General features: G+C 54.5%; 24 protein-coding genes. 10 read left to right on the top strand and 14 right to left on the bottom strand.

Annotation, left to right across the window (positions count from 1 at the left end):
* Positions 1–15: 15 nt before the first annotated feature.
* Together edd and zwf are read right to left on the bottom strand one after the other, a co-directional pair.
* The gene (gene edd / locus O3S68_RS03445; protein ID WP_269230793.1) at positions 16–1,827 is read right to left on the bottom strand and encodes a phosphogluconate dehydratase; all 1,812 of its coding nucleotides are present in this window, start codon (positions 1,825–1,827) and stop codon (positions 16–18) included.
* A 234-nt stretch (positions 1,828–2,061) separates the two neighbouring features.
* A complete protein-coding gene (gene zwf, locus O3S68_RS03440; protein ID WP_020454115.1) occupies positions 2,062–3,537 on the bottom strand; it encodes a glucose-6-phosphate dehydrogenase in 1,476 nt (491 codons plus the stop codon).
* Positions 3,538–3,879: 342 nt separating this feature from the next.
* Between zwf and O3S68_RS03435 the strand changes: the two genes are divergently transcribed.
* Together O3S68_RS03435 and pyk are read left to right on the top strand one after the other, a co-directional pair.
* The gene (locus O3S68_RS03435; RefSeq protein WP_017456940.1) at positions 3,880–4,749 is read left to right on the top strand and encodes a MurR/RpiR family transcriptional regulator; all 870 of its coding nucleotides are present in this window, start codon (positions 3,880–3,882) and stop codon (positions 4,747–4,749) included.
* Between the two features lie 126 nt (positions 4,750–4,875).
* Positions 4,876–6,318, top strand: coding sequence for a pyruvate kinase (pyk, locus tag O3S68_RS03430; protein ID WP_017456939.1), 1,443 nt, complete (start codon positions 4,876–4,878; stop codon positions 6,316–6,318).
* Between the two features lie 50 nt (positions 6,319–6,368).
* On the opposite strand, the gene lpxM is transcribed toward pyk, so the two are convergent.
* The 3 genes from lpxM to znuA form a co-directional block, all read right to left on the bottom strand.
* Positions 6,369–7,340 carry a lauroyl-Kdo(2)-lipid IV(A) myristoyltransferase gene (lpxM, locus tag O3S68_RS03425; protein WP_269230792.1) on the bottom strand — a complete coding sequence of 324 codons (972 nt, stop codon included), beginning with the start codon at positions 7,338–7,340 and terminating at the stop codon, positions 6,369–6,371.
* 130 nt (positions 7,341–7,470) lie between these two features.
* Positions 7,471–8,799 (bottom strand): murein DD-endopeptidase MepM, encoded by a 1,329-nt coding sequence (mepM, locus tag O3S68_RS03420; protein WP_044489393.1) that lies wholly within the window; start codon positions 8,797–8,799, stop codon positions 7,471–7,473.
* Between the two features lie 15 nt (positions 8,800–8,814).
* On the bottom strand, positions 8,815–9,759 hold the full coding sequence (gene znuA / locus O3S68_RS03415) for a zinc ABC transporter substrate-binding protein ZnuA (RefSeq protein ID WP_269231651.1): 945 nt from the start codon (positions 9,757–9,759) through the stop codon (positions 8,815–8,817).
* Positions 9,760–9,837: 78 nt separating this feature from the next.
* Here znuA and znuC point away from each other — a divergent pair, with 78 nt between their 5' ends.
* Entirely contained in the window at positions 9,838–10,593 is a 756-nt protein-coding gene (gene znuC, locus O3S68_RS03410) for a zinc ABC transporter ATP-binding protein ZnuC (RefSeq protein ID WP_269230791.1), read from the top strand.
* Positions 10,590–11,375 (top strand): zinc ABC transporter permease subunit ZnuB, encoded by a 786-nt coding sequence (znuB, locus tag O3S68_RS03405; protein ID WP_045511326.1) that lies wholly within the window; start codon positions 10,590–10,592, stop codon positions 11,373–11,375. Before znuC ends, znuB begins: the two co-directional genes overlap by 4 nt.
* Before the next feature lie 39 nt (positions 11,376–11,414).
* Here znuB and ruvB read toward each other — a convergent pair whose 3' ends face one another.
* The 3 genes from ruvB to O3S68_RS03390 all read right to left on the bottom strand — a co-directional run bounded on the left by ruvB (position 11,415) and on the right by O3S68_RS03390 (position 14,025).
* Entirely contained in the window at positions 11,415–12,425 is a 1,011-nt protein-coding gene (ruvB, locus tag O3S68_RS03400) for a Holliday junction branch migration DNA helicase RuvB (RefSeq protein ID WP_269230790.1), read from the bottom strand.
* Between the two features lie 8 nt (positions 12,426–12,433).
* Positions 12,434–13,045: a Holliday junction branch migration protein RuvA gene (ruvA, locus tag O3S68_RS03395; RefSeq protein ID WP_269230789.1), complete on the bottom strand. Its 612-nt coding sequence runs from the start codon at positions 13,043–13,045 to the stop codon at positions 12,434–12,436.
* Positions 13,046–13,143: 98 nt separating this feature from the next.
* On the bottom strand, positions 13,144–14,025 hold the full coding sequence (locus O3S68_RS03390) for an SDR family oxidoreductase (protein WP_269230788.1): 882 nt from the start codon (positions 14,023–14,025) through the stop codon (positions 13,144–13,146).
* A gap of 95 nt (positions 14,026–14,120) precedes the next feature.
* Here O3S68_RS03390 and O3S68_RS03385 point away from each other — a divergent pair, with 95 nt between their 5' ends.
* The gene (locus tag O3S68_RS03385) at positions 14,121–14,939 is read left to right on the top strand and encodes a helix-turn-helix transcriptional regulator (protein ID WP_045511317.1); all 819 of its coding nucleotides are present in this window, start codon (positions 14,121–14,123) and stop codon (positions 14,937–14,939) included.
* A gap of 26 nt (positions 14,940–14,965) precedes the next feature.
* Here the strand turns inward: O3S68_RS03385 and ruvC are convergent, their stop codons facing one another.
* The 4 genes from ruvC to aspS all read right to left on the bottom strand — a co-directional run bounded on the left by ruvC (position 14,966) and on the right by aspS (position 18,636).
* Positions 14,966–15,487, bottom strand: coding sequence for a crossover junction endodeoxyribonuclease RuvC (ruvC, locus tag O3S68_RS03380; RefSeq protein ID WP_020454125.1), 522 nt, complete (start codon positions 15,485–15,487; stop codon positions 14,966–14,968).
* A gap of 37 nt (positions 15,488–15,524) precedes the next feature.
* Positions 15,525–16,265 (bottom strand): YebC/PmpR family DNA-binding transcriptional regulator, encoded by a 741-nt coding sequence (locus tag O3S68_RS03375; RefSeq protein ID WP_045511314.1) that lies wholly within the window; start codon positions 16,263–16,265, stop codon positions 15,525–15,527.
* 147 nt (positions 16,266–16,412) lie between these two features.
* The gene (gene nudB / locus O3S68_RS03370; RefSeq protein ID WP_020454127.1) at positions 16,413–16,856 is read right to left on the bottom strand and encodes a dihydroneopterin triphosphate diphosphatase; all 444 of its coding nucleotides are present in this window, start codon (positions 16,854–16,856) and stop codon (positions 16,413–16,415) included.
* Between the two features lies 1 nt (position 16,857).
* Entirely contained in the window at positions 16,858–18,636 is a 1,779-nt protein-coding gene (aspS, locus tag O3S68_RS03365) for an aspartate--tRNA ligase (protein ID WP_269230787.1), read from the bottom strand.
* 266 nt (positions 18,637–18,902) lie between these two features.
* Between aspS and O3S68_RS03360 the strand changes: the two genes are divergently transcribed.
* From O3S68_RS03360 to cmoB, 5 genes are read left to right on the top strand one after another with little or no spacing between them, the layout of a single operon-like run.
* The gene (locus O3S68_RS03360; RefSeq protein ID WP_020454129.1) at positions 18,903–19,469 is read left to right on the top strand and encodes a hydrolase; all 567 of its coding nucleotides are present in this window, start codon (positions 18,903–18,905) and stop codon (positions 19,467–19,469) included.
* On the top strand, positions 19,466–20,284 hold the full coding sequence (locus O3S68_RS03355; protein ID WP_269230786.1) for a DUF72 domain-containing protein: 819 nt from the start codon (positions 19,466–19,468) through the stop codon (positions 20,282–20,284). The genes O3S68_RS03360 and O3S68_RS03355 overlap by 4 nt, the downstream gene beginning before the upstream one ends.
* A gap of 52 nt (positions 20,285–20,336) precedes the next feature.
* Entirely contained in the window at positions 20,337–20,732 is a 396-nt protein-coding gene (locus tag O3S68_RS03350) for an MAPEG family protein (RefSeq protein WP_017456923.1), read from the top strand.
* A gap of 39 nt (positions 20,733–20,771) precedes the next feature.
* Entirely contained in the window at positions 20,772–21,512 is a 741-nt protein-coding gene (gene cmoA, locus O3S68_RS03345; protein ID WP_045511305.1) for a carboxy-S-adenosyl-L-methionine synthase CmoA, read from the top strand.
* On the top strand, positions 21,509–22,480 hold the full coding sequence (gene cmoB, locus O3S68_RS03340) for a tRNA 5-methoxyuridine(34)/uridine 5-oxyacetic acid(34) synthase CmoB (RefSeq protein ID WP_020454132.1): 972 nt from the start codon (positions 21,509–21,511) through the stop codon (positions 22,478–22,480). The genes cmoA and cmoB overlap by 4 nt, the downstream gene beginning before the upstream one ends.
* 82 nt (positions 22,481–22,562) lie before the next feature.
* Here cmoB and cutC read toward each other — a convergent pair whose 3' ends face one another.
* The gene (gene cutC, locus O3S68_RS03335; protein ID WP_160269681.1) at positions 22,563–23,306 is read right to left on the bottom strand and encodes a copper homeostasis protein CutC; all 744 of its coding nucleotides are present in this window, start codon (positions 23,304–23,306) and stop codon (positions 22,563–22,565) included.
* Between the two features lie 43 nt (positions 23,307–23,349).
* The gene (locus O3S68_RS03330) at positions 23,350–23,913 is read right to left on the bottom strand and encodes a VOC family protein (protein ID WP_269230785.1); all 564 of its coding nucleotides are present in this window, start codon (positions 23,911–23,913) and stop codon (positions 23,350–23,352) included.
* Positions 23,914–24,018: the final 105 nt, after the last annotated feature.

The raw sequence follows: 24,018 nt of genomic DNA, 5'->3' as shown, positions 1-24,018 counted from the left end.
TAAAATCTTGTCGTCTTAAAAAGTGATACAGGTCGCGCCCTGTTCCGCGCCGGAAAGTTTTTCCCGCAGCGCACCAAACATTTCGCGCCCTGTGCCCACGCGCATCGCGCTAAGGTCAGGAATATGTGGCTGACGTGCGGCAAGAACGTTGTCATCAACCAGCAGCGTTAATTCTCCAGTCTGCCCGTTAACCCGAATCATGTCGCCATCATGCACTTTTGCCAGCAACCCACCATCATATGCTTCTGGTGTAACGTGGATTGCCGAAGGCACTTTACCTGATGCCCCTGACAGCCGTCCATCAGTAACTAATGCAATTTTGAAACGGCGGTCCAATAATACACCAAGTGGCGGCATGAGTTTATGTAATTCTGGCATACCGTTCGCTTTTGGCCCCTGATGACGAACAACGACCACACAATCGCGATCCAGCAGCCCAGCCTCAAATGCGGGCAGCACGTCATGCTGGCTTTCAAAAACCACTGCCGGCGCTTCAATGACCTGGTTTTCTACCGGAACGGCGGAGGTTTTCATTACCGCACGCCCGAGGTTACCGCTCAGCACTTTGGTGCCGCCATGTTGAGAGAACGGTTTATCAATGCTGGCGATCACGTTGTCATCCAGCGACGCGACCGCGCCTTCGCGCCAGTCCAGTTCGCCATTATTGAGCCATGGCTCGTGGGTATAACGCGCCAGACCAAAGCCTGCGACAGTATTAACATCTTCATGCAGCAAACCGCCTTTCAGCAGCTCACGCAGTAATACCGGCACACCGCCCGCCGCCTGGAAGTGGTTAATATCCGCCGGGCCATTCGGGTAGAGACGCGCCAGTAAAGGAACAACATCAGAGAGATCGGAGAAATCATCCCAGTTAATGATAATGCCCGCTGCACGCGCCATCGCCACCAGATGCATGGTGTGGTTTGTGGAACCGCCGGTCGCCAGCAGCGAAACGATACCGTTAACCACCACTTTTTCATCGATCATTTTGCCAAGCGGCATCCATTCGTTGCCGTTGCCCGTCAGACGAGTGACCTGGCGAGCCGCCGCTTCTGTCAACGCTTTGCGCAGCGGCGCATCCGGGTGTACAAACGAGGAACCCGGCAACTGCATGCCCATAAACTCAATCACCATCTGGTTGGTGTTGGCGGTACCGTAGAACGTACAGGTGCCTGGTGCGTGATAGGACGCGGCTTCAGATTCCAGCAGTGCCATCCGATCGACTTTGCCCTCAGCATAAAGCTGGCGGATACGCACTTTCTCTTTGTTGGCCAGACCGCTCGCCATCGGGCCTGATGGTACAAACACTGCCGGCAGGTGGCCAAACGACAATGCTGCCATTGCCAGCCCCGGGACGATTTTATCGCACACGCCCAGATACAGCGCCCCATCAAACATGTTATGCGACAGGCCGACCGCAGCAGACATGGCAATCACTTCGCGGCTCAGTAAGGATAACTCCATCCCGTCCTGACCTTGCGTTACGCCATCGCACATGGCCGGAACACCACCAGCCACCTGCCCTACTGCATTCACGGTATGCAGCGCTTTACGGATGATATCCGGATAGACCTCGTAAGGCTGGTGCGCAGAGAGCATGTCGTTATAAGAGGTGATGATCGCGATGTTGTTGCGCAACATGCTTTTGAGGGAGGCTTTATCGTCGGGCTGGCAAGCAGCAAAACCGTGCGCCAGGTTACCGCAAGCGAGTGTTGAGCGGCGTACGGTATCGCTTTTCGCTTGTTCAATACGCGCCAGATAGGCTGAGCGGGTTTCGCGCGAACGTTCGATAATACGATTTGTTACGCGTAACATTGTCGGGTTCATAGAGGCTCCTGAAATTTATCTGTCCGGGGAAGCCGCGTTAACAGTGCGATGAGCTTTACGTAACAAGCTGAAAACACCAGAGCGCCGCGCCCCAAAGGCAAAATCGCTTCAGCCAGTGTAATAAAAAAAGCCCCGCTGGTGAATCCAGTCGGGGCCTGAAAGATGAAAAATTGTTCGGATAGCTGAGTTAGATCATGTTACCGGTAAAATTGCGCAACATTAACCTGCAGCGAATCACTCAAACTCGTTCCAGGAACGGCCGTCACGGGTGATCATCGCTACCGAGGCCACAGGCCCCCAGGTTCCCGCCTGGTAAGGTTTCGGCGAGTCGTTATCCGCCGCCCAGGCTTCCGTAATGGAATCCACCCATTTCCAGGCTTCTTCCACTTCGTCACGGCGCACAAACAGCGCCTGAATGCCGCGCATCGTTTCCAGCAACAGACGCTCATAGGCATCGGCCAGATGCGTCTGATTGAACGTTTCGGAATAACTCAGATCGAGCTTGGTGATTTGCAGATTGTGTTTGTGATCGAGACCCGGCACTTTGTTCAGCACCTGGATATCCACCCCTTCGTCCGGCTGCAGGCGAATGGTCAATTTGTTCTGCGGCAGATCCTGCCAGGACTCTTTGAACAGATTCAGTTCCGGTGTTTTAAAGTAAACAACCACTTCAGAGCACTTGGTCGGCAGACGCTTACCGGTGCGCAGGTAGAACGGCACGCCAGCCCAACGCCAGTTATCAATGTCGACACGGATCGCAACGAACGTTTCGGTGTTGCTGGTCTTATTCGCGCCCTCTTCTTCCAGGTAACCCGGCACTTTTTTGCCCTGGGCAAAACCGGCGCTGTACTGGCCGCGGACGGTTTTTTCACGCACGTTGGTGCGATCAATACGGCGCAGCGACTTCAGTACTTTTACTTTCTCGTCACGAATGCTGTCAGCGCTCAGATCGGACGGCGGCGACATGGCTATCATGCACAGAATTTGCAGCAGGTGGTTCTGGATCATATCGCGCATCTGCCCGGCCTGGTCGAAATAGCCCCAGCGCCCTTCAATGCCTACCTCTTCCGCCACGGTGATTTCCACGTGGTCGATGGTGCGATTGTCCCAGTTATTGACGAAAAGAGAGTTCGCAAAACGCAGCGCTAGCAGGTTGAGTACCGTCTCTTTACCGAGGTAGTGGTCGATACGATACACCTGGCACTCTTCGAAAAACTCACCCACCTGGTCATTGATTTCCCGCGACGTGGCAAGCGAGGTGCCCAGCGGTTTTTCCATTACCACGCGCGCCGGTTTAGCGTTCAGCTTCGCTTCACCCAGGCCTTTGCAGATTGCGCCAAAGGTGCTCGGCGGCATGGCGAAGTAATTGATGGTGGTGCGATTTTTTTGATCCAGCATCTCGCCGAGACGTTTGAATGCCGACGTATCGTTGACGTCCAGATTGCAAAAATCCAGACGACCACTCAGCTTGTCCCACAGGCTCTCGTCGATCTTCTCCTTCATAAAGGTTTCAAGCGCTTCGCGAACAACCTTGGTATACGCTTCCTTATCCCAATCAGCGCGGCCCACGCCCAGGATTCGTGTCTCCGGGTGAATCTGGCCCGCTTTTTCCAGTTGGTACAGGGAAGGCAGCAATTTCCGGCGGGCGAGGTCGCCCTTGGCGCCGAAAATGACCAGGTCACACGCCTGGGCTGTTTGTATTACCGCCATGTCTTTCTCCTCAGTTGGCTATCCTGGAGCTTCAGCCAGGCCTCAGTTGTAATTTTATTACAGTGCACTGTACTGCTTTTACGTAATTCCCGAAACTGTTAAGCCTTGTCAGGACGTGCGTTATTCTGTTGTGACGAAAAAACTGTTCTTTCGCCCTGATAAAGCGGGATATTTGCCCAATACGCGTTGGGTAAAATCCGACTCTGATCATGTAATGAAAAAAAACAACAACATTTCTCATCACGACTTACCTTTCTGCGCGCCGCAGGGGTAATATCTAATTAAATTGCATCACGATTCCATCTATCGGTGTAATCGTTTTACCATGAGCGTTTATCACCCATGAATATGCTGGAAAAAATCCAGTCACGGCTGGAACACCTTAGCAAATCCGAGCGTAAAGTGGCGGAAGTGATCCTCGCCGCGCCGGACCAGGCCATTCACTCAAGCATTGCCGCACTTGCGCAAGAAGCGGATGTCAGCGAACCCACAGTGAACCGCTTCTGCCGCAGCCTCGATACCCGGGGCTTTCCCGATTTCAAACTGCATCTGGCGCAAAGCCTCGCCAATGGCACGCCCTATGTTAATCGAAATGTTGATGAAGATGACAGTGTTGAAGCCTATACCGGCAAAATCTTCGAATCCGCGATGGCCAGTCTCGACCATGTGCGCCAGTCACTGGATATGGCCGCGGTAAACCGCGCCGTAGATTTACTGACGCAGGCGAAAAAAATTGCCTTCTTTGGCCTTGGTTCCTCTGCCGCCGTTGCACACGATGCCATGAACAAATTTTTCCGCTTCAATGTGCCGGTGGTCTACTCCGACGACATTGTCTTGCAACGCATGAGTTGTATGAATTGTAGCGACGATGACGTGGTTGTGTTGATTTCGCATACCGGAAGAACCAAGAATTTAGTGGAACTTGCGCAACTGGCGCGTGAAAACGATGCCATGGTGATAGCCCTTACGTCCGCAGGCACGCCGCTGGCGCGTGAGGCAACACTTGCTATCACCCTGGATGTTCCGGAAGATACAGATATTTATATGCCAATGGTTTCTCGTCTTGCGCAACTCACGGTGATTGATGTGCTGGCAACAGGGTTCACATTGCGTCGGGGAGCAAAATTCAGGGATAACTTGAAGCGAGTCAAAGAAGCACTGAAAGAATCGCGCTTTGATAAAGAGCTGCTTATTAAAAGCGATAACCACTAATAGTAAATATAAAAGCGGTAACCTCTTACGCTGTCCGATCTGACGCATCGCCCTTCACAGCAGGGCGCCAAATGACCGGATTTATGTTCACGCAACACCAAGTTGTTTCAGTCAACGGAGTATTACATGTCCAGAAGGCTTCGCAGAACCAAAATCGTAACCACCTTAGGCCCGGCTACTGACCGCGATAACAACCTTGAGAAGGTGATCGCTGCCGGTGCTAACGTGGTACGTATGAACTTCTCACACGGAACACCTGAAGATCATAAATTACGTGCGGATAAAGTGCGTGAGATTGCGGCAAAACTGGGACGTCATGTTGCTATCCTTGGCGATTTACAGGGGCCAAAAATTCGTGTTTCCACCTTTAAGGAAGGCAAAGTTTTCCTGAACATCGGGGATAAATTCCTGCTCGACGCCAACCTCGGTAAAGGTGAAGGCGACAAAGAAAAAGTGGGCATCGATTATAAAGGTTTGCCTGCCGATGTGGTTCCGGGCGATATCCTGCTGCTGGACGACGGTCGCGTACAGCTAAAAGTGCTGGAAGTTCAGGGCATGAAAGTGTTTACCGAAGTGACCGTCGGCGGCCCGCTGTCGAACAATAAAGGCATCAACAAGCTGGGCGGCGGCCTCTCTGCTGAAGCGCTGACTGAAAAAGACAAAGCGGACATCGTAACAGCAGCATTGATCGGCGTTGACTACCTGGCCGTCTCCTTCCCGCGCTGCGGCGAAGATCTTAACTACGCTCGCCGTCTGGCGCGCGATGCCGGTTGCGATGCCAAAATCGTGGCAAAAGTTGAGCGTGCAGAAGCAGTATGCAATCAGGATGCGATGGATGATGTGATCCTCGCCTCCGACGTGGTAATGGTCGCACGCGGCGATCTCGGTGTTGAAATCGGTGACCCGGAGCTGGTTGGTATCCAGAAAGCGCTGATCCGCCGTGCGCGCCAGCTGAACCGGGCAGTAATCACTGCGACGCAGATGATGGAGTCGATGATCACCAACCCAATGCCAACACGTGCGGAGGTGATGGACGTAGCCAACGCCGTGCTCGATGGCACCGATGCAGTCATGCTCTCTGCCGAAACGGCCGCTGGCCAGTATCCGTCCGAAACCGTTGCTGCAATGGCGCGTGTATGTCTGGGTGCTGAGAAGATTCCAAGTATCAACGTCTCCAAACACCGCCTGGATATCCAATTCGATAACGTGGAAGAAGCGATTGCCATGTCGGCGATGTATGCGGCAAACCACCTGAAAGGTGTAACCGCTATCATTTCGATGACAGAATCGGGTCGCACCGCGTTGATGACCTCGCGCATCAGTTCCGGGCTGCCGATTTTCGCTCTCTCTCGTCATGAACGTACACTCAATCTGACAGCTCTGTATCGCGGCGTCACCCCGGTCTATTTCGACAGCGTAAATGACGGCGTGACGGCAGCTCACGACGCAGTAAACCTGCTGCGCGATAAAGGCTATTTGCTCTCCGGTGACCTGGTTATCGTGACTCAGGGTGATGTGATGAGCACCATCGGCACCACCAACACCACGCGCATTCTCACCGTTGAATAAGCGGTAACAGAAAGCAAAAAGGCCTCTCAGTGAGAGGCCTTTTTTATGGGCTATTTTTTCGGAAATAAATCTTTGCGCTGGTAAGGCTCGGTTTCACCTGGTTTTCGCGTTTTTAGCAATTTGAGGATCCAGGTGTATTGCTCAGGACGCGGACCGACAAACTGTTCAACTTCTTCGTTCATACGGCGGGCAATCGTGTTGTCATCGGCTGTGAGCAGGTCGTCCATCGGCGGACGCACCTGAATAATCAGCCGGTGTGTTTTCGCATCATAAACCGGGAACAGCGGCACCACGCGCGCACGGCACACTTTCATCAGACGGCCAATCGCCGGCAGGGTCGCTTTATAGGTTGCGAAGAAATCAACAAATTCGCTGTGCTCCGCACCGTGATCCTGGTCCGGAAGGTAGTACCCCCAGTAGCCCTGGCGAACCGACTGGATAAAGGGTTTGATCCCATCATTACGCGCATGTAAACGCCCGCCAAAACGACGACGCACGGTGTTCCATACATAATCGAACACTTTGTTGCCCTGATTGTGGAACATCGCCGCCATTTTTTGGCCTTGCGATGCCATTAACATCGCCGGGATATCAACGCCCCAACCGTGCGGAACAAGGAAAATCACCTTCTCTTCGTTGCGGTGCATTTCATCAATAATTTCCCGGCCCTGCCATTCCACACGCGGAAGAACCTTTTCCGGGCCACGTAACGCCAGTTCCGCCATCAGAACCATGGCTTGTGGCGCAGTGGCAAACATCTCATCAATAATGGCCTCTCTTTCCGCATCGCTTTTTTCAGGGAAGCAATAGTAGAGATTGATCTGCGCACGGCGGCGCGCGCTTTTGCCGAACTTTCCGGCCAGACGCCCAAGTTTGCCGAGTACAGGATCGCGCACCGACGGCGGGATCAATGCAACGCCCGCAAAAGCCAGCACTCCCAGCCACGCGCCCCAGTAACGCGGGTGGCGAAATTCGTTTTCAAACTCAGGAATGTATTCAGCGGTATTTTTTTTCGTTTCCATGCATCTTCCGCAGGCGAGAAATCAGTTCACATAAAATAATGAGATAGTGTAGCGAGGCACTATCCATCGCACAAAAGAAAAAGCCGATGCGGTTTGGACATCGGCTTCGGACGCACAGTTGTTAAACGAATCAGTCTACTTTTAACTGAGGCAGAATCTCTTTAACCTGTGCCAGATAATCTTTGCGATCCGACCCGCTTAATCCTTCGGTTCTCGGCAGCTTCGCCGTTAACGGATTAACCGCTTGCTGGTTGATCCACACTTCATAGTGCAAATGCGGCCCGGTAGAACGCCCGGTGTTCCCGGAGAGCGCAATACGATCGCCGCGTTTCACTTTCTGCCCTGGTTTTACCAACAGTTTGCGCAGGTGCATATATCGCGTGGTATAGGTGCGCCCGTGGCGGATAGCGACATAGTTACCTGCCGCTCCGCTGCGTTTCGCCACGACGACTTCACCATCCCCTACCGCCAGCACAGGCGTTCCCTGCGGCAACGCGAAATCAACGCCTTTGTGCGGCGCAACCCGACCAGTAACCGGGTTCAGACGACGGGGGTCAAAATTTGAAGATACGCGGAACTGCTTGGATGTCGGGAAACGCAAAAATCCTTTTGCCAGGCCAGTACCGTTGCGATCGTAAAATTTGCCGTCTTCTGCGCGGATTGCATAATAATCTTTGCCGTCGGAACGCAAACGCACACCAAGCAACTGGCTTTGCTCTTGCTTGCCTTCCAGCATTTCGCGGGACATGAGTACGGAGAATTCATCGCCTTTTTTCAGTTTGCGGAAATCCATCTGCCACTGCATGGCTTTGATCACCGCGCTGATTTCACCGCTGGTTAACCCGGCGTCGCGCGCGCTGGAAACAAAACTCCCGCCGACAGTCCCTTTCATCACCGAGTTTACCCAATCGCCCTGCTGCGTTTCGCTACTCATTTTGAAGCCGCCATCAATGCGGTCATAAGTACGAGTCTCGCGGCGGGACATCTCCCAGGTCAATCGCTGCAAATCGCCATCCGCGGTCAGAGTCCAGGAGATCTGTTGGCCAATTTTCAGGTTACGCAGTTCTTTATCCGCAGCGGCAAGCTGGCTGATATCACCCATATCAATGCCGTACTGATTAAGAATGCTGCTCAGCGTATCGCCCGTCGATACGACATATTCATGTACGCCGGCTTCACTGGATGTTTTCTCATCGAGTTCATCCTGCGGAATAGCGTCAACATCGTCATCCGAGGCAGTCTGGTCGATAGGTTCGCTGGCTTCCGGCAACAAAGAACGAATTTCGCTCTTCGGCAGTTCGATAGCTTTAACAATGGGGGTAACGGATTCGGGGTGGTAAACGTACGGACGCCAAACGGCGACCGTGAGAGTGAGAACTGTAAGCGACCCCAGCATAACGCGGTGGGGTCGGGGCAGATTATTAAATGCCAGGGCGACAGAGCGGGCTATCTGTTGCACGTATTCACTTCCTCGTTATTCTCCTTTCAGGCAGCTCGCATACTGATGTGAAAGTTGGGCAAGGAACTGCGGATAGCTCTCTTTGCCTAACTTGATGCCGATACCGAGCGGATCCAACGTTCCCATTCGAACGGATGTCCCTCTGGCAACAGCTTCTACGACCGCTGGCCTGAACTGTGGCTCAGCAAAAACGCAGGTTGCTTTTTGCTCAACCAACTGTGTTCTGATTTCATGTAAACGCTGCGCACCAGGCTGAATTTCGGGGTTGACGGTAAAGTGACCCAGCGGAGTCAGTCCGTAGTGTTTTTCAAAGTAGCCGTAGGCGTCATGAAAAACGAAATACCCTTTCCCTTTCAGCGGTGCCAGCTCGTTACCGACCTGCTTATCGGACTGGGCTAATGATGCCTCAAATGCTTGCAGGTTGGCGTCCAGCTTGGCTCGACTTTGCGGCATAACTTCCACTAATTTATCGTGGATTGCAACCGCTGACAGCCGCGCAATCTCCGGGGAAAGCCACAGATGCATGTTGTACTCACCGTGATGGTGATGTTCATCACTTTTTTCGTCCTGATGATGTCCATCATTATGGTCGTGCTCATCGTCATCCGACCCTTTCATGAGTAGCGTTTTCACGCCTTCCAGATCCGCCATCGTCACTAATTTTTTCGCCGGGATTTGCTGCGCGGAACGCACCATAAATGCTTCCATTTCAGGCCCGACCCAAAATACTAAGTCCGCGTTCTGTAAGCGTTTTACATCCGAAGGACGCAGGGAATAATCGTGCTCTGATGCACCGTCCGGCAGTAATACTTCCGTCGGTGTCACCCCATCGGCTATTGCTGACGCGATAAACCCCAGCGGCTTTAATGACGTTACAACGGCGGCGTTAGCAGTTTGTGCTGCTCCACCGAGAAGCGCAGCGGATAACGCTGCGCAAAGAAGCGTATTTTTATGTAACATAATGCGACTATTAATCGTAATGAATGAGTGGAATGTGATATTATAACATTCGACAACTTGTGCAACCCTATAAATGCTATGACGAATCTTGTAACGCTCGAAAAAATCACCGTCGCATTCGGCCAACGTCGCGTCCTGTCTGATATTTCGCTGAATTTACGCGCTGGTAAAATTTTAACCCTGCTGGGCCCTAATGGCGCGGGCAAATCAACGCTGGTGCGCGTTGTGCTTGGGCTGGTAGCACCCGACTCCGGGTTAATCAAGCGTGACAAAACGCTTCGCATCGGATACGTGCCGCAGAAATTACACCTTGACGCGACTCTGCCGCTCACCGTTCGCCGCTTTATGCGCCTGCGTCCTGGCACCAGTAAAGATGATATTGTTCCGGCACTGAAACGTGTTCAGGCCGCACACCTGGTCGATGCGCCAATGCAAAAACTTTCTGGTGGTGAAACCCAGCGTGTATTGCTCGCGCGAGCGCTGCTTAATCGCCCCCAATTACTGGTTCTTGATGAGCCAACCCAGGGCGTTGATGTGAATGGCCAGGTAGCGCTGTACAACCTGATTGACCAGTTGCGTAAAGAGCTGGACTGCGCTGTATTGATGGTTTCTCACGATCTGCATCTGGTTATGGCAAAAACCGATGAAGTGCTCTGCCTGAATCACCATATTTGCTGTTCTGGCACGCCGGAAGTGGTTTCGATGCACCCGGAATTTATCTCCATGTTCGGCCAGCGTGGCGCGGAACAGTTGGGAATTTATCGCCACAATCACAACCACCGCCACGATTTACAGGGCCGCATTGTGCTGCGCCAGGGTAATGGACACTCATGATTGAATTATTACTACCCGGCTGGCTTGCCGGGGTTATGCTCGCCTGCGCGGCAGGTCCGTTGGGCTCATTTGTTGTCTGGCGCAGAATGTCCTATTTCGGCGATACGCTCGCGCATGCTTCTCTTTTGGGTGTCGCTTTCGGTTTATTACTGGACGTCAATCCCTTTTATGCGGTGATCGCGGTTACGCTGCTGCTGGCCGCCGGGCTGGTATGGCTGGAAAAACGGCCTCATCTGGCCATTGATACCCTGCTGGGGATCATGGCGCACAGCGCATTGTCGCTGGGTCTGGTTGTTGTCAGCCTGATGTCAAATATCCGTGTCGATTTAATGGCCTATCTGTTCGGGGATTTGCTGGCAGTGACACCAGGCGATCTGCTGGCGATCGCTCTGGGTGTTGTCGTGGTGCTGGGGATTTTGTTCTGGCAATGGCGCAATCTGCTGTCGATGACCATCAGCCCCGAGCTGGCCTTTGTCGATGGCGTGAAGCTGCAGCGTGTGAAGCTGTTACTGATGCTGGTCACTGCATTAACGATTGGCGTTGCCATGAAATTCGTCGGCGCACTGATCATTACCTCCCTGTTGATTATCCCTGCCGCGACATCGCGACGCTTCGCACGTACGCCGGAGCAAATGGCGGGCATCGCGGTCGGGATCGGGATGATCGCCGTCACCGGCGGGCTGACATTTTCAGCCTTTTATGACACGCCCGCGGGCCCATCCGTGGTGTTGTGCGCGGCGCTGCTGTTTATCTTCAGCATGATGAAGAAACCCGCCAGCTAAAGCGAAAGGCCGGAAGCAAATGCTCTCCGGCCTTTAATGTTATGGCATTTGCGGTGGCGTAATGCCGAAGTGGTTCCACGCTCTGACTGTTGCCATCCGACCACGCGGCGTACGCTGCAAAAAACCCTGCTGGATAAGATACGGCTCCAGCACATCCTCAATCGTTTCGCGCTCTTCGCCAATAGCTGCCGCCAGGTTGTCCAGCCCGACCGGGCCACCGAAGAACTTATCGATAACGGCTAACAGCAGTTTACGATCCATATAGTCGAAGCCTTCGGCATCGACATTCAGCATGTCGAGCGCCTGGGCCGCGATATCAGCGGTAATATCACCATCGTGTTTCACTTCGGCGAAATCGCGCACACGCCGCAGCAGTCGATTCGCAATACGTGGCGTACCGCGTGAGCGGCGCGCCACTTCCAGCGCACCCTCGTCGCTCATCGCCAGCCCCATATAGCGCGCGCTGCGCCCGACAATGTGCTGTAAATCCGCAACCTGATAGAACTCCAGACGCTGCACGATACCGAAACGATCGCGCAACGGCGACGTAAGCGAACCCGCACGCGTCGTCGCGCCGATCAAGGTAAACGGCGGTAAATCGATTTTTATCGAGCGCGCCGCTGGCCCTTCACCGATCATGATATCCAGCTGGTAATCTTCCATCGCCGGATAAAGCACCTCTTCAACAACCGGCGAGAGGCGGTGTATTTCATCGATAAACAGCACATCATGCGGCTCGAGGTTAGTGAGCATCGCGGCAAGATCGCCCGCTTTTTCCAGCACTGGCCCTGAGGTCGTGCGCAGATTGACACCCATCTCGTTTGCCACGATATTCGCCAGCGTCGTTTTACCTAAGCCCGGTGGGCCGAAGATAAGCAGATGGTCCAGCGCGTCACCGCGCAGCTTTGCCGCCTGGATAAAGATCTCCATTTGCGAGCGCACATGCGGCTGACCGATATACTCGTCGAGCATTTTCGGACGAATAGCGCGGTCTGCAACTTCCTCTATATTGGTGCTGGCGGGCGTTACCAGACGGTCTGCTTCAATCATCCTCTACCTCACAACGCCGCGCGCAGTGCTTCGCGGATCAGGGTTTCACTGTTGGCGTCCGGACGCGCAATCTTGCTTACCATCCGGCTGGCTTCCTGAGGTTTATAGCCCAACGCCACCAGCGCAGCAACGGCTTCTTGTTCCGCATCATCCGTCGCCGGGCTCGCCGGAGAGGCCAGCACCAAATCTGCAGCCGGGGTGAAGAGATCGCCATGCAGACCTTTAAAGCGATCTTTCATCTCGACAATCAAACGCTCGGCGGTTTTCTTCCCTATTCCCGGCAATTTGACCAACGCCGCAGGATCTTCGCGTTCTACGGCGTTAACAAACTGCTGCGCCGACATACCGGACAAAATCGCCAGCGCCAGCTTCGGCCCAACGCCATTGGTTTTGATGAGCTCACGAAACAGCGTCCGTTCCTGCTTGTTATTAAAGCCGTACAACAGCTGAGCGTCTTCGCGAACCACAAACTGTGTAAAAACAACCGCCTCTTTTCCGGCGTCCGGGAGCTCATAAAAGCAGGTCATCGGCATATGGACTTCATATCCCACGCCCCCCACTTCCAGCAGAACCAACGGGGGTTTTTTTTCTACAATAATGCCTCTGAGTCTGCCTATCACGTGACGCTCCTGCGTTAACGGCTGAAAGTGTAATGCCGTATGATAAAAAAAGGCTGGATAGATATCCAGCCGAATATACAGGAAAACGCGAGCGCGGTTCAGGAATTCGCGTAATAGGCCGCATCCGCAAGATCGGTGAGCAAATCGCGTTGCTCAGGGTGCCAGCCTAAGACCTCGCGGGTTCGCTCGCTGGACGCTGACATATCCGCTGCGGCAAAGGTGGCAAACCAGCCAAAATGGTCAGCACTGCGTGATTCAGCGGGCAGGCCCAGCATGTTGCCGATGGCGATAGCAATCTCCCGCATCGCGATCCCCTGCTCCGCTACCGCATGGTATACCGTTTCCGTGACGCCACTTTCCAGCGCCAACCGGTAGAGCTTCGCCGCATCAAGGCGATGCACCGCCGCCCAACGATTATTACCCTCGCCCGGCCAGGCGGATACACCGGTTTTCTTCGCCAGCGCGATCAAAATCGGGATAAAACCGTGATCGCCTACACCATGAACAGTTGGAGCCAGACGCACACTGGCAGCCCGGACACCTTTTTCGACCAGAGCCTGTGCCGCCTGTTCGGAACGGCGCAGATAGTCCGGCGCGCTGACAGGATGATCCTTTTCAGTTGCTGGCCGTCCCTGAACCAACCTTGCCAGCCCCGAGGTCACCAGCAACGGACGGTCACTACCGATCAGCGCCTCCCCCATCACTTCAATGGCGCGACGGTCCTGTTCGCTATTTTCCGCAAAACGGGAAAAGTCGTGATTAAAGGCGGTATGGATCACCGCATCCGCACGCGAAGCCGCGTCAAACAAGAGAGAATGGTCATCCAGCGTTCCGGAAACAACCTGCCCTCCCGCAGCCAGCAACGCCTGTGCTTTATCCGCGTTTCTTGCCAGGCCGCTCACCTGGTGCCCGGCAGCAATCAGCTCTGCCACCACTTTTGCGCCGACCCAACCGGTCGCGCCCGTTAGAAAAACATGCATGTGTGTGTCTCCTGATGTTGACTCGCGCCGTTATCCTTATAAATATCCTTTGTAGTGAAAAGTAGTGACGTTATCGGGGTATAAGGACTAACAGGATGCAAAGCGTTACTCAGCCTAAAGATCTGGGCAGTTACCTGAAGTCGCGCCGGGCGCAGCTTGACCCTGTGGCGCTGGGTTTTCATACCGCACGGCGGCGTACGCCGGGGCTACGCCGTGAAGAGGTGGCGCATCTGGCCTGTATTAGTGCTACCTGGTACACCTGGCTTGAGCAAGGTCGCGGGGGAACGCCTTCGGCGGAAGTACTGGAGCGCATTTGCCAGGCGCTGCGCCTTTCTGAGCGCGAACGCGAACACGTTTTTCATCTGGCATTAGGCCGTGCTCCGGGCATGCATTACCCGGCCAGAGGAACCGTGACAGAAAGGCTGCAAAAGGTGCTGGACTGTATGCACCTGAGCCCGGCGATGATCCGCAATGCAACCTGGGATGTGCTCGCCTGGAACAAAGCCGCCACGGTGGTGTTATCCGATTACGCCAGCCAGCCTGCACATGAACGTAACATTCTGCGGCGTATTTTCCTTAATCCCCAGGCACGCGCCGCGCAGGTGGACTGGCACTCGCTCGCCCGCTTTCTGGTGGCCGCTTTTCGTGCTGATGCAACCCGCGCGGGTGCGTCGGTTGAAATTCGTCCGTTGGTGGAAGAACTCAGTGCAGCTTCTGCTGAGTTCGCCGAGCTCTGGCAGAATAACGATATTGCGGTCATGGAAGAAGGCACCAAAATCCTGCTGCATGGTGCGGTCGGTCGGTTATCGCTGGAGTATTCGAGTTTTTCGGTGGAAGGGCAACCGGACCTGACAATGGTGGTCTATAACCCGTCGACCGACGAGGACGCACGCAAGATAAGTTCGCTGTTATAAAAAAAGCGCCGGTAAACCGGCGCTTTTTAGCGTAATCGTCCGCGAGCCAGATTGAGCCTTGTGCTGCTCACCTGCAACGCATTCTGGCTGACATGGCAATGCGTGATGGCGATAGCCAGCGCATCTGCCGCATCCGCCTGCGGGTTAGCGGGCAGTTTCAGCAGCGTGCGCACCATATGTTGCACCTGGCTTTTTTCCGCGCTGCCAATCCCCACCACCGTCTGCTTTACCTGCCGTGCGGCATATTCAAACACCGGCAAGTCCTGATTGACGGCGGCGACAATCGCCACACCGCGCGCCTGCCCCAGCTTGAGTGCCGAATCGGCGTTTTTCGCCATAAATACTTGTTCAATAGCGAAAAAATCCGGTTGGAACTGGGTAATGATCTCCGTCACGCCCGCATAAATCAGCTTCAGACGCGACGGTAAATCATCCACTTTGGTACGGATACAACCGCTGCCGAGATAGGTCAGTTGTCGTCCCGTCTGGCGGATCACGCCGTAACCGGTGACGCGCGAACCCGGATCGATACCGAGAATGATCGCCATTATGCGTCTCCGGTGACAGGCGAGTTAATCAGCGACATTAGAGTGTCGCCGCAACCTCATCAGAGATCTCACCGTTGTGGTAAACCTCCTGCACGTCGTCGCAATCTTCCAGCATATCGATCAGACGCAGCAGTTTCGGCGCGGTTTCCGCGTCCATGTCGGCTTTGGTCGACGGGATCATGGAGACTTCAGCGTTGTCCGCTTTCAGACCCGCGGCTTCCAGTGCGTCACGCACTGCGCCCATCTCTTCCCACGCGGTATAAACGTCAATTGCGCCATCATCAAACGTCACTACGTCTTCAGCACCGGCTTCCAGCGCCGCTTCCATAATGGTGTCTTCGTCGCCTGCGTCGAAGGAGATAACCCCTTTTTTGCTGAACAGATAGGCGACAGAACCGTCAGTACCGAGGTTGCCACCGCATTTGCTGAAAGCATGACGCACTTCCGCCACGGTACGGTTGCGGTTGTCACTCAGACACTCCACCATCACCGCCGTGCCGCCAGGACCATAACCTTCATAAATGATGGTTTCCATGTTCGCGTCATCATCGCCACCCACACCACGCGCGATAGCACGGTTTAAGGTGTCGCGGGTCATGTTGTTAGACAGCGCTTTATCAACCGCCGCACGCAGGCGCGGGTTAGAACCGATATCACCGCCGCCCAGACGCGCAGCCGTTACCAGTTCACGGATGATTTTGGTAAAGATCTTACCGCGTTTAGCATCCTGTGCCGCTTTGCGGTGTTTGGTGTTGGCCCATTTACTATGACCTGCCATAAAAAACTCTCCAATAAAGCCTTTTCCCGGCGGCTTTCAGTCCTCTGGCGCGTTGGCTGCCCCCGTTCGCACCCGTTGCTTACCACGGTAAACACCTGGCGACGCCGGGGATTGCCACCTTCCTGAGAACTGAAATTCCAGGGGAAATTAGTCGGCGTTAATAACAAATTCTTCAATCGCCTGCCGGTTGCTCCACGACTTGGTTAATGCCGCCGCTGCCGGGGCATCAAGCCAACGGTACGCCAGATGTTCACTAAAAACGATCTGGCGTTCATGGGGCAGCGCAAGACAAAACCAGGATTCGGTATTGTGCGTGACGCCCGGCGCATAGCGATGACGTAAATGACTAAATATTTCAAATTCCACCGTGCGCTGACAGTCGACTAAGGTCAGTTGCTCGCAAGCAATATCGATGTCGACCTCTTCCTTTACTTCACGCATGGCGGCTTGCGACGCTACCTCTCCTGCTTCAAGACTGCCGGTAACCGACTGCCAGAAATCAGGATCGTCGCGCCGCTGCAACATCAGCACCCGTTTCGTGTCCTCGGCGTAAATCACCACCAGCACAGAAACAGGGTGCTTAAAGGCCATCTTATTTATTCTCCGGCGTCTCTTTTTTGACGACGGAAATACCCAGCTCAGCCAGCGATGCCGGGTTGGCGAAACTTGGCGCTTCGGTCAGCAGACAGGCCGCCGCCGTGGTTTTCGGGAACGCAATCACGTCACGGATGTTATCAGTGCCGGTCAGTAACATGGTCAGACGATCCAGACCAAACGCCAGACCCGCGTGCGGCGGCGTACCATACTTCAGCGCATCCAGCAGGAAGCCGAACTTCTCACGCTGTTCCTGCTCATTGATGCCCAGAATGCCGAATACAGTCTGCTGCATTTCGCCGTTATGGATACGTACAGAACCGCCGCCCACTTCATAACCGTTGATAACCATATCGTAAGCATTCGCTACGGCCTCTTCCGGTGCCGCTTTCAGCTCAGCGGCAGTCATATCTTTCGGCGAGGTGAACGGGTGATGCATCGCGGTCAGACCGCCTTCGCCGTCATCTTCAAACATCGGGAAGTCGATCACCCACAGCGGCGCCCATTTGGTTTCGTCGGTCAGATTCAGGTCTTTACCCAGCTTCAGACGCAGCGCGCCCAGCGCATCAGCCACCACTTTTTTGTGGTCCGCGCCGAAGAAAATCATGTCGCCATCTTGTGCGCCAGTGCGCTCAAGGATCGGGCTAACGATTTCAGCGTTCAGGAACTTCGCGACCGGGCTGGTGATCCCCTCCAGTCCTTTTGCCGCTTCGTTGACCTTAATGTAAGCAAGGCCTTTCGCCCCGTAGATTTCGATAAACTTGCCGTAGTCGTCAATCTGTTTACGGCTAAGTTGTGCGCCACCTGGCACACGCAGCGCGGCAACGCGGCCTTTCGGATCGTTTGCCGGGCCGGAGAAGACTTTAAACTCGACCGCTTTCAGCAAGTCGGCCACGTCCACCAGCTCCATCGGGTTACGCAAATCGGGTTTATCGGAACCGTAACGACGCTCGGCTTCAGCGAAGGTCATAATCGGGAACTCGCCCAGATCCACACCACGAATTTCCTGCCACAGCTCGCGAACCAGCGCTTCCATCACTTCACGCACCTGCGGCGCGGTCATAAAGGAGGTTTCCACATCGATCTGGGTGAATTCCGGCTGGCGGTCAGCACGCAGGTCTTCATCACGGAAACATTTGACGATCTGATAGTAACGGTCGAAGCCGGACATCATCAGCAGCTGTTTAAACAGCTGTGGGGATTGCGGCAGCGCGTAGAATTTGCCTTTATGCACGCGCGACGGCACGAGATAGTCACGCGCGCCTTCCGGCGTCGCTTTGGTCAGCATCGGGGTTTCAATATCGAGGAAACCGTGGTCATCCATAAAGCGACGCACGAAGCTGGTGATCCGGGCGCGGGTTTTCAGGCGCTGAGCCATTTCCGGGCGGCGCAGATCGAGGTAGCGGTATTTCAGACGCGCTTCTTCGGTATTAACGTGGTTGGAGTCCAGCGGCAGCACGTCAGAACGGTTGATAATATTCAGCCCGGTGGCGAACACTTCCACTTCACCGGTTGCCATATCTTTGTTGACGTTTTTGCCGTCGCGCGCACGCACGGTACCGGTAACCTGAATGCAGAACTCATTACGCAGTTCAGAGGCGAGCTGGAACGCATCCTGACGGTCCGGGTCGAAAAACACCTGCACGATGCCTTCGCGATCGCGCATATCAATAAAGATAAGGCTACCGAGGTCACGACGACGATTGACCCACCCACAAAGCGTTACTTGCTGTCCCACATGGGACTGATTGAGCTGCCCGCAATATACTGTACGCATGAGATATCCCTTAATTAGCTGCGCGCGACCCGCCGCCTGCGGGGCAGGCACTCTGGTGGCAGCTATTTTCGTATGTCACAACTGGATGAAAAAAGGGGGCTATTATACTGGAAATTCTGACTGACGATAAGCCCGCGACCGACTGTACGCGCGTTTGCTGCGCGCTTATTGCGCATTCTCACAAAATTTAACAAAATTTGTAAACCGTCCGCACCTGCATAACGCGTAAGGTATCCGCCGACGTCATTCATTTTTCAGGAGTTATTATGCTGGAACTCAATGCTGAGAAAACCGCACTGGTGGTGATCGATTTACAGGAGGGTATTTTACCTTTCGCCGGTGGCCCGCACACAGCGCAGGACGTGGTTCAACGTGCCGCAACGCTCGCGGAAAAATTCCGTGCCAACGGTTCGCCGGTCGTATTAGTGCGCGTTGGCTGGTCTGCGGATTTCGCCGAAGCGCTGAAACAGCCGGTTGACGCGCCAACAGGCGGTCATACTCTACCGGAAAACTGGTGGGTTTACCCGCAGGCCCTGGGTAAAAAAGAGAGCGATATTGAAGTGACCAAACGCCAGTGGGGCGCGTTTTACGGCACCGATCTTGAGCTGCAACTGCGCCGCCGTGGCATCGACACCATTGTGCTGTGCGGTATTTCCACCAATATTGGCGTGGAATCCACCGCGCGCAACGCGTGGGAATTAGGTTTTTCGCTGGTGATTGCAGAAGATGCTTGCAGCGCAGGCAGCAACGAGCAACATCAGGGCAGCCTGAAGTATATCTTCCCGCGCATTAGCCGTGTTCGCAGCACGGACGAGATCCTCAGCGCGTTATGATGTATGTCGGCCTGCCGCAATGGTCGCACCCCAAATGGGTGCGCCTTGGCATCACCAGCCTCGAAGAGTACGCCCGTCACTTTAACTGCGTCGAAGGCAACACCACGCTTTACGCGCTGCCAAAAGCTGAGATCGTGGCGCGCTGGCGCGAACAAACCACCGATGATTTCCGCTTTTGCTTTAAATTCCCCGCCACCATTTCGCACCATGCGGCGCTGCGTAACTGCCGCGATCTGACAGACGAGTTTTTTCAACGGATGTCGCCTCTTGCCAACCGGATAGGCCAGTACTGGTTACAGCTTCCGGCAACCTTTGGTCCGCGCGATCTCCCCGCGTTGTGGGCATTTCTGGACGCGTTGCCGGCTGATTTCACCTATGGCGTTGAAGTGCGTCATCCAGGCTTTTTCGCCAAAGGCGAAGAGGAAAAAGCGCTCAATCAGGGCTTACATGCGCGCGGGGTGAACCGGGTGATCCTTGATAGCCGCCCGGTGCACAGCGCCATTCCACACAGTGAAGCGATCATTGAAGCGCAGCGCAAAAAGCCGAAAGTCCCGGTGCATGCGCTGATAACCGCCAGCCATCCGATGGTGCGTTTTATCGGCAGCGACAATATGGAGCATAATCGCCAGCTGTTTGCCGTATGGCTGCAAAAACTCCCGTTGTGGGAACAGACCACCACCCCCTATTTGTTTTTGCATACGCCCGATATCGCGCAAGCGCCGGAACTGGTGGAAACCCTGTGGCAGCGGTTGCAGGCCGCCGTCCCGAGCGTTGGCGACGCCCCTTCTCTTCCGCTGCAATCTTCTCTTTTCTGAACGAACCACCTATCATTGTCTAGCGGTCACCAGAGCCTTAAAGGGAGTTAGTATGGTTAGCGCGCTTTACGCCGTGCTGGGTGCATTGTTACTCATAAAATTTTCTTTTGACGTTATTCGCCTGCGCACGCAATACCGTGTTAGCTATGGCGACGGCGGGTTTAGCGAGCTGCAAAGTGCGATACGCATTCATGGCAATGCGGTGGAATACATTCCCGTCGCCCTGATCCTGCTTCTTTTTATGGAGATGGACGGTGCGCAAACCTGGTTAGTGCATGTTTGTGGGCTGCTGCTGATCGCCGGTCGCCTGATGCATTATTACGGCTTTCACCACCGCCTGATCCGCTGGCGTCGTTCCGGCATGGGCGCAACCTTTTGCTCGCTGCTGTTGATGGTGCTGGCAAATCTGTGGTACATGCCCTGGGAGTTGGTTTTCTCCCTGCATTAGCGCACAATACGCCCCTTTGTTTTCCCGGATATTTACACTATGTCTCACCGCGACACGCTTTTTTCTGCGCCTATCGCCAGCCTGGGCGACTGGACTTTTGACGAACGGGTAGCCGAAGTCTTCCCGGACATGATCCAGCGTTCCGTACCGGGTTACTCCAATATTATCTCGATGATCGGCATGCTGGCGGAGCGCTTTGTCCAGCCTGCCACGCAGGTTTACGATCTCGGCTGCTCACTGGGCGCGGCAACGCTCTCAGTGCGTCGCAACATTCACCATGCTGATTGCAAAATCATCGCCGTCGACAATTCACCCGCCATGGTGGAGCGCTGCCGTCGTCATATCGATGCCTATAAAGCGCCAACGCCGGTTGAAGTGATTGAAGGCGATATTCGCGATATTCAGATTGAAAACGCCTCGATGGTGGTACTCAACTTCACCTTGCAATTTCTGCAGCCGGACGACCGCCTGAAACTGCTGCAGAAAGTTTACCAGGGGCTGAACCCTGGCGGCGCGTTAGTGTTATCGGAAAAATTCAGTTTTGAAGACCACACCGTCGGCGAATTACTGTTCAATATGCACCACGATTTTAAACGTGCTAACGGCTACAGCGAACTGGAGATCAGCCAGAAGCGCAGCATGCTGGAAAACGTTATGCTGACGGATTCTGTTGAAGCGCATAAAACCCGCCTGCGCACTGCCGGGTTTGAGCACAGCGAACTGTGGTTCCAGTGTTTTAATTTTGGTTCGCTGGTGGCTCTGAAGGCGGTTGCAGCATGATTGAGTTCGGCCGTTTTTATCAGCAAATAGCCACCGGTACGCTCGCGCACTGGCTGGAAACGTTACCCGCCCAGATCGCCGCCTGGCAGCGTGAAGCATTGCACGGGCAGTTTAAGCAGTGGAACAACGCGGTAGAATTTCTGCCGACCATCACCCCCGCAAAGCTGGATCTGCTGCACAGCGTCAGCGCGCAAAGCGCCGAACCGCTCAGCGCCGGGCAGCTTAAAGGTATGGAAACGCTGCTGCGTAATCTGATGCCGTGGCGCAAAGGGCCATTTTCACTGTATGGCATTGATATCGACACCGAATGGCGTTCCGACTGGAAATGGGAGCGCGTCCTGCCGCACCTTTCTGACCTGAAAGGCCGCACCATTCTGGATGTCGGCTGCGGCAGCGGTTACCACCTGTGGCGCATGGTCGGCGCGGGTGCGCAGCTTGCCGTTGGTATCGACCCAACGCAGTTGTTTTTATGCCAGTTTGAAGCCGTGCGTAAGCTGTTGGGCGACGACCGCCGCGCGCATCTTTTGCCGCTTGGCATTGAGCAGCTTCCGGCGCTGAACGCTTTCGATACCGTGTTTTCCATGGGCGTGCTCTATCACCGCCGTTCACCACTTGAACATCTGTGGCAGTTGAAAGATCAACTGGTGAAAGATGGCGAGCTGGTACTGGAAACACTGGTGGTGGAAGGCGATGAAAATACCGTGCTGGTGCCCGGTGACCGCTATGCGCAAATGCGAAATGTCTATTTTATCCCTTCTGCGCTGGCGCTGAAAAACTGGCTGGAGAAGTGTGGTTTTGTTGATGTACGCATTGCGGATACCAGCGTTACCAGTACCGACGAGCAACGTCGTACGCCGTGGATGGTCACGGAATCACTGGCCGATTTTCTTAACCCGGCGGATAACAGTAAAACCGTTGAAGGCTACCCGGCCCCGGTTCGCGCGGTGTTGATTGCCCGCAAACCGTAAGATAAAAAAAGGCCCCTGTTAATGGCAGGGGCCTGGTACAAGCAAGCATCATATTGGGCGACATGATGCGCGGTAAAAACTGTTACGGGCGATGGTGCAAAATCATCTCTTTCATTACCGCCACCGCATCGCCATCCACACCGTAGCGGGCATATTCATCCGCACTGGCATCTGACGACATCGATAATCCTGGATTGCGATAGCGCATCGGCGATGCTGTCCAGCGGCCTGCAGAGCTATGCACCTCTTTAATACCCGCATGGAGAAAGGTTTCGAGGTTATCCGGACGCACACCTGCGCCGGCCATAATGATTGGAACACCAGACCTGGCATTTAGTTCCCTGATTAATGAAAGTCCTTTTGCTGCCGAGGGCTGCTGACCAGACGTGAGAATACGCGCAATGCCTAATTCCGCTAAGTTATCAAACACCTGAAGCGGATTAGCACACATATCGAACGCGCGATGAAAAGTTACCGCCATCCCCTGTGCGGCCTGCATAATTTCCCGCATGCGCACAATATCGACATCTCCCTCTTCCGTCAGCACACCGGTGACCAGGCCAGGAAAACCCAGATCACGGAGCATCGCAATATCGCTCAGCATGGAGGCAAACTCATCGGCCCGGTAGCAAAAATCCCCACCGCGCGGGCGCACGATCGGATGTACGGGAATGGTTACCGCCTGTCGAATCGCTTTTAACGCACCAAAGGAAGGGGTTAAACCGCCCTCTTTCGGCGCAGCGCAAAATTCAATGCGATCGGCGCCACGTTGCTCAGCAATCACCGCGTCATCGACGCCATAACAACAGATTTCCAGTAAGGTCATTTCCTCTCTCCCGGTTCAGCATGGCTCGCTTTCGCAAGCGCTTTCACCCCTGCTCGCTCGCGACAATCTCTTCAATGGTCCACGGATGAAATTTCACGGTGACTTTGCCATCCGTCACCGCCAGCGTTGGATTGGGCAGCCGTTCGCGCTCGCCTTTTGGTGAACTGGTTTTCACCGAAATACCCGGCTGGCTTAAGCCCTCATCAGCCAGCAGCGCCAGCGCACGCGCGTTGAGCGTGGCGATATCGCCCGGCAGCACGATTTCTACATGCTCCCACCCTTCGTGCGGATAGCGCTTTTCACCCGGCCACGGCAACTCAATCACCGTAAACTGCCAGTGGGCGACACACACGGGTTCACGCAGTTTGAACAGGCAAATCGGCCGACCATTAATGATGTTTTCCGACAGCAGTTCGCCACAGTGTTCAAAACCACGCCGCCAGCGCTCCGCCGTGGTGTTCTGGTGGCAGCGCAACGAGATGTGATCGGCATTTAAGGGTGCGATATCCAGCCCCAGACGAGTAGCTAAATTTTGCAAATTTTGGGTAAACCGTGGCAAATCTTCCACGATATCCTGCAACTCTTCGACAGTTTGCCAGGTACGCATAACAGTGCTCGCAAGTCATAACAAAGCGCATAATCTACCGTGTTATGCAGTGCTGACGCCACCGGGCATTTGCAGTATACTCCCGCCTTTATTAAACACCCGGAC

Source organism: Kosakonia sp. SOY2, assembly GCF_027109175.1.
Lineage (GTDB): Bacteria > Pseudomonadota > Gammaproteobacteria > Enterobacterales > Enterobacteriaceae > Kosakonia.
This window is presented reverse-complemented; position numbering and strand designations above follow the sequence as displayed.

Bases quoted from the DNA above. Each gene is read 5' to 3' on its own strand.
- O3S68_RS03360 (WP_020454129.1), top strand. From the start codon at position 18,903: ATGCTGGAACTCAATGCTGAGAAAACCGCACTGGTGGTGATCGATTTA.
- O3S68_RS03385 (WP_045511317.1), top strand. From the start codon at position 14,121: ATGCAAAGCGTTACTCAGCCTAAAGATCTGGGCAGTTACCTGAAGTCG.
- O3S68_RS03350 (WP_017456923.1), top strand. From the start codon at position 20,337: ATGGTTAGCGCGCTTTACGCCGTGCTGGGTGCATTGTTACTCATAAAA.
- lpxM (WP_269230792.1), bottom strand. From the start codon at position 7,340: ATGGAAACGAAAAAAAATACCGCTGAATACATTCCTGAGTTTGAAAAC.
- znuB (WP_045511326.1), top strand. From the start codon at position 10,590: ATGATTGAATTATTACTACCCGGCTGGCTTGCCGGGGTTATGCTCGCC.
- ruvC (WP_020454125.1), bottom strand. From the start codon at position 15,487: ATGGCGATCATTCTCGGTATCGATCCGGGTTCGCGCGTCACCGGTTAC.
- cutC (WP_160269681.1), bottom strand. From the start codon at position 23,306: ATGACCTTACTGGAAATCTGTTGTTATGGCGTCGATGACGCGGTGATT.
- cmoB (WP_020454132.1), top strand. From the start codon at position 21,509: ATGATTGAGTTCGGCCGTTTTTATCAGCAAATAGCCACCGGTACGCTC.
- pyk (WP_017456939.1), top strand. From the start codon at position 4,876: ATGTCCAGAAGGCTTCGCAGAACCAAAATCGTAACCACCTTAGGCCCG.
- aspS (WP_269230787.1), bottom strand. From the start codon at position 18,636: ATGCGTACAGTATATTGCGGGCAGCTCAATCAGTCCCATGTGGGACAG.
- znuA (WP_269231651.1), bottom strand. From the start codon at position 9,759: ATGTTACATAAAAATACGCTTCTTTGCGCAGCGTTATCCGCTGCGCTT.
- ruvB (WP_269230790.1), bottom strand. From the start codon at position 12,425: ATGATTGAAGCAGACCGTCTGGTAACGCCCGCCAGCACCAATATAGAG.
- O3S68_RS03355 (WP_269230786.1), top strand. From the start codon at position 19,466: ATGATGTATGTCGGCCTGCCGCAATGGTCGCACCCCAAATGGGTGCGC.
- edd (WP_269230793.1), bottom strand. From the start codon at position 1,827: ATGAACCCGACAATGTTACGCGTAACAAATCGTATTATCGAACGTTCG.
- cmoA (WP_045511305.1), top strand. From the start codon at position 20,772: ATGTCTCACCGCGACACGCTTTTTTCTGCGCCTATCGCCAGCCTGGGC.
- nudB (WP_020454127.1), bottom strand. From the start codon at position 16,856: ATGGCCTTTAAGCACCCTGTTTCTGTGCTGGTGGTGATTTACGCCGAG.
- znuC (WP_269230791.1), top strand. From the start codon at position 9,838: ATGACGAATCTTGTAACGCTCGAAAAAATCACCGTCGCATTCGGCCAA.
- O3S68_RS03435 (WP_017456940.1), top strand. From the start codon at position 3,880: ATGAATATGCTGGAAAAAATCCAGTCACGGCTGGAACACCTTAGCAAA.
- O3S68_RS03330 (WP_269230785.1), bottom strand. From the start codon at position 23,913: ATGCGTACCTGGCAAACTGTCGAAGAGTTGCAGGATATCGTGGAAGAT.
- zwf (WP_020454115.1), bottom strand. From the start codon at position 3,537: ATGGCGGTAATACAAACAGCCCAGGCGTGTGACCTGGTCATTTTCGGC.
- O3S68_RS03375 (WP_045511314.1), bottom strand. From the start codon at position 16,265: ATGGCAGGTCATAGTAAATGGGCCAACACCAAACACCGCAAAGCGGCA.
- O3S68_RS03390 (WP_269230788.1), bottom strand. From the start codon at position 14,025: ATGCATGTTTTTCTAACGGGCGCGACCGGTTGGGTCGGCGCAAAAGTG.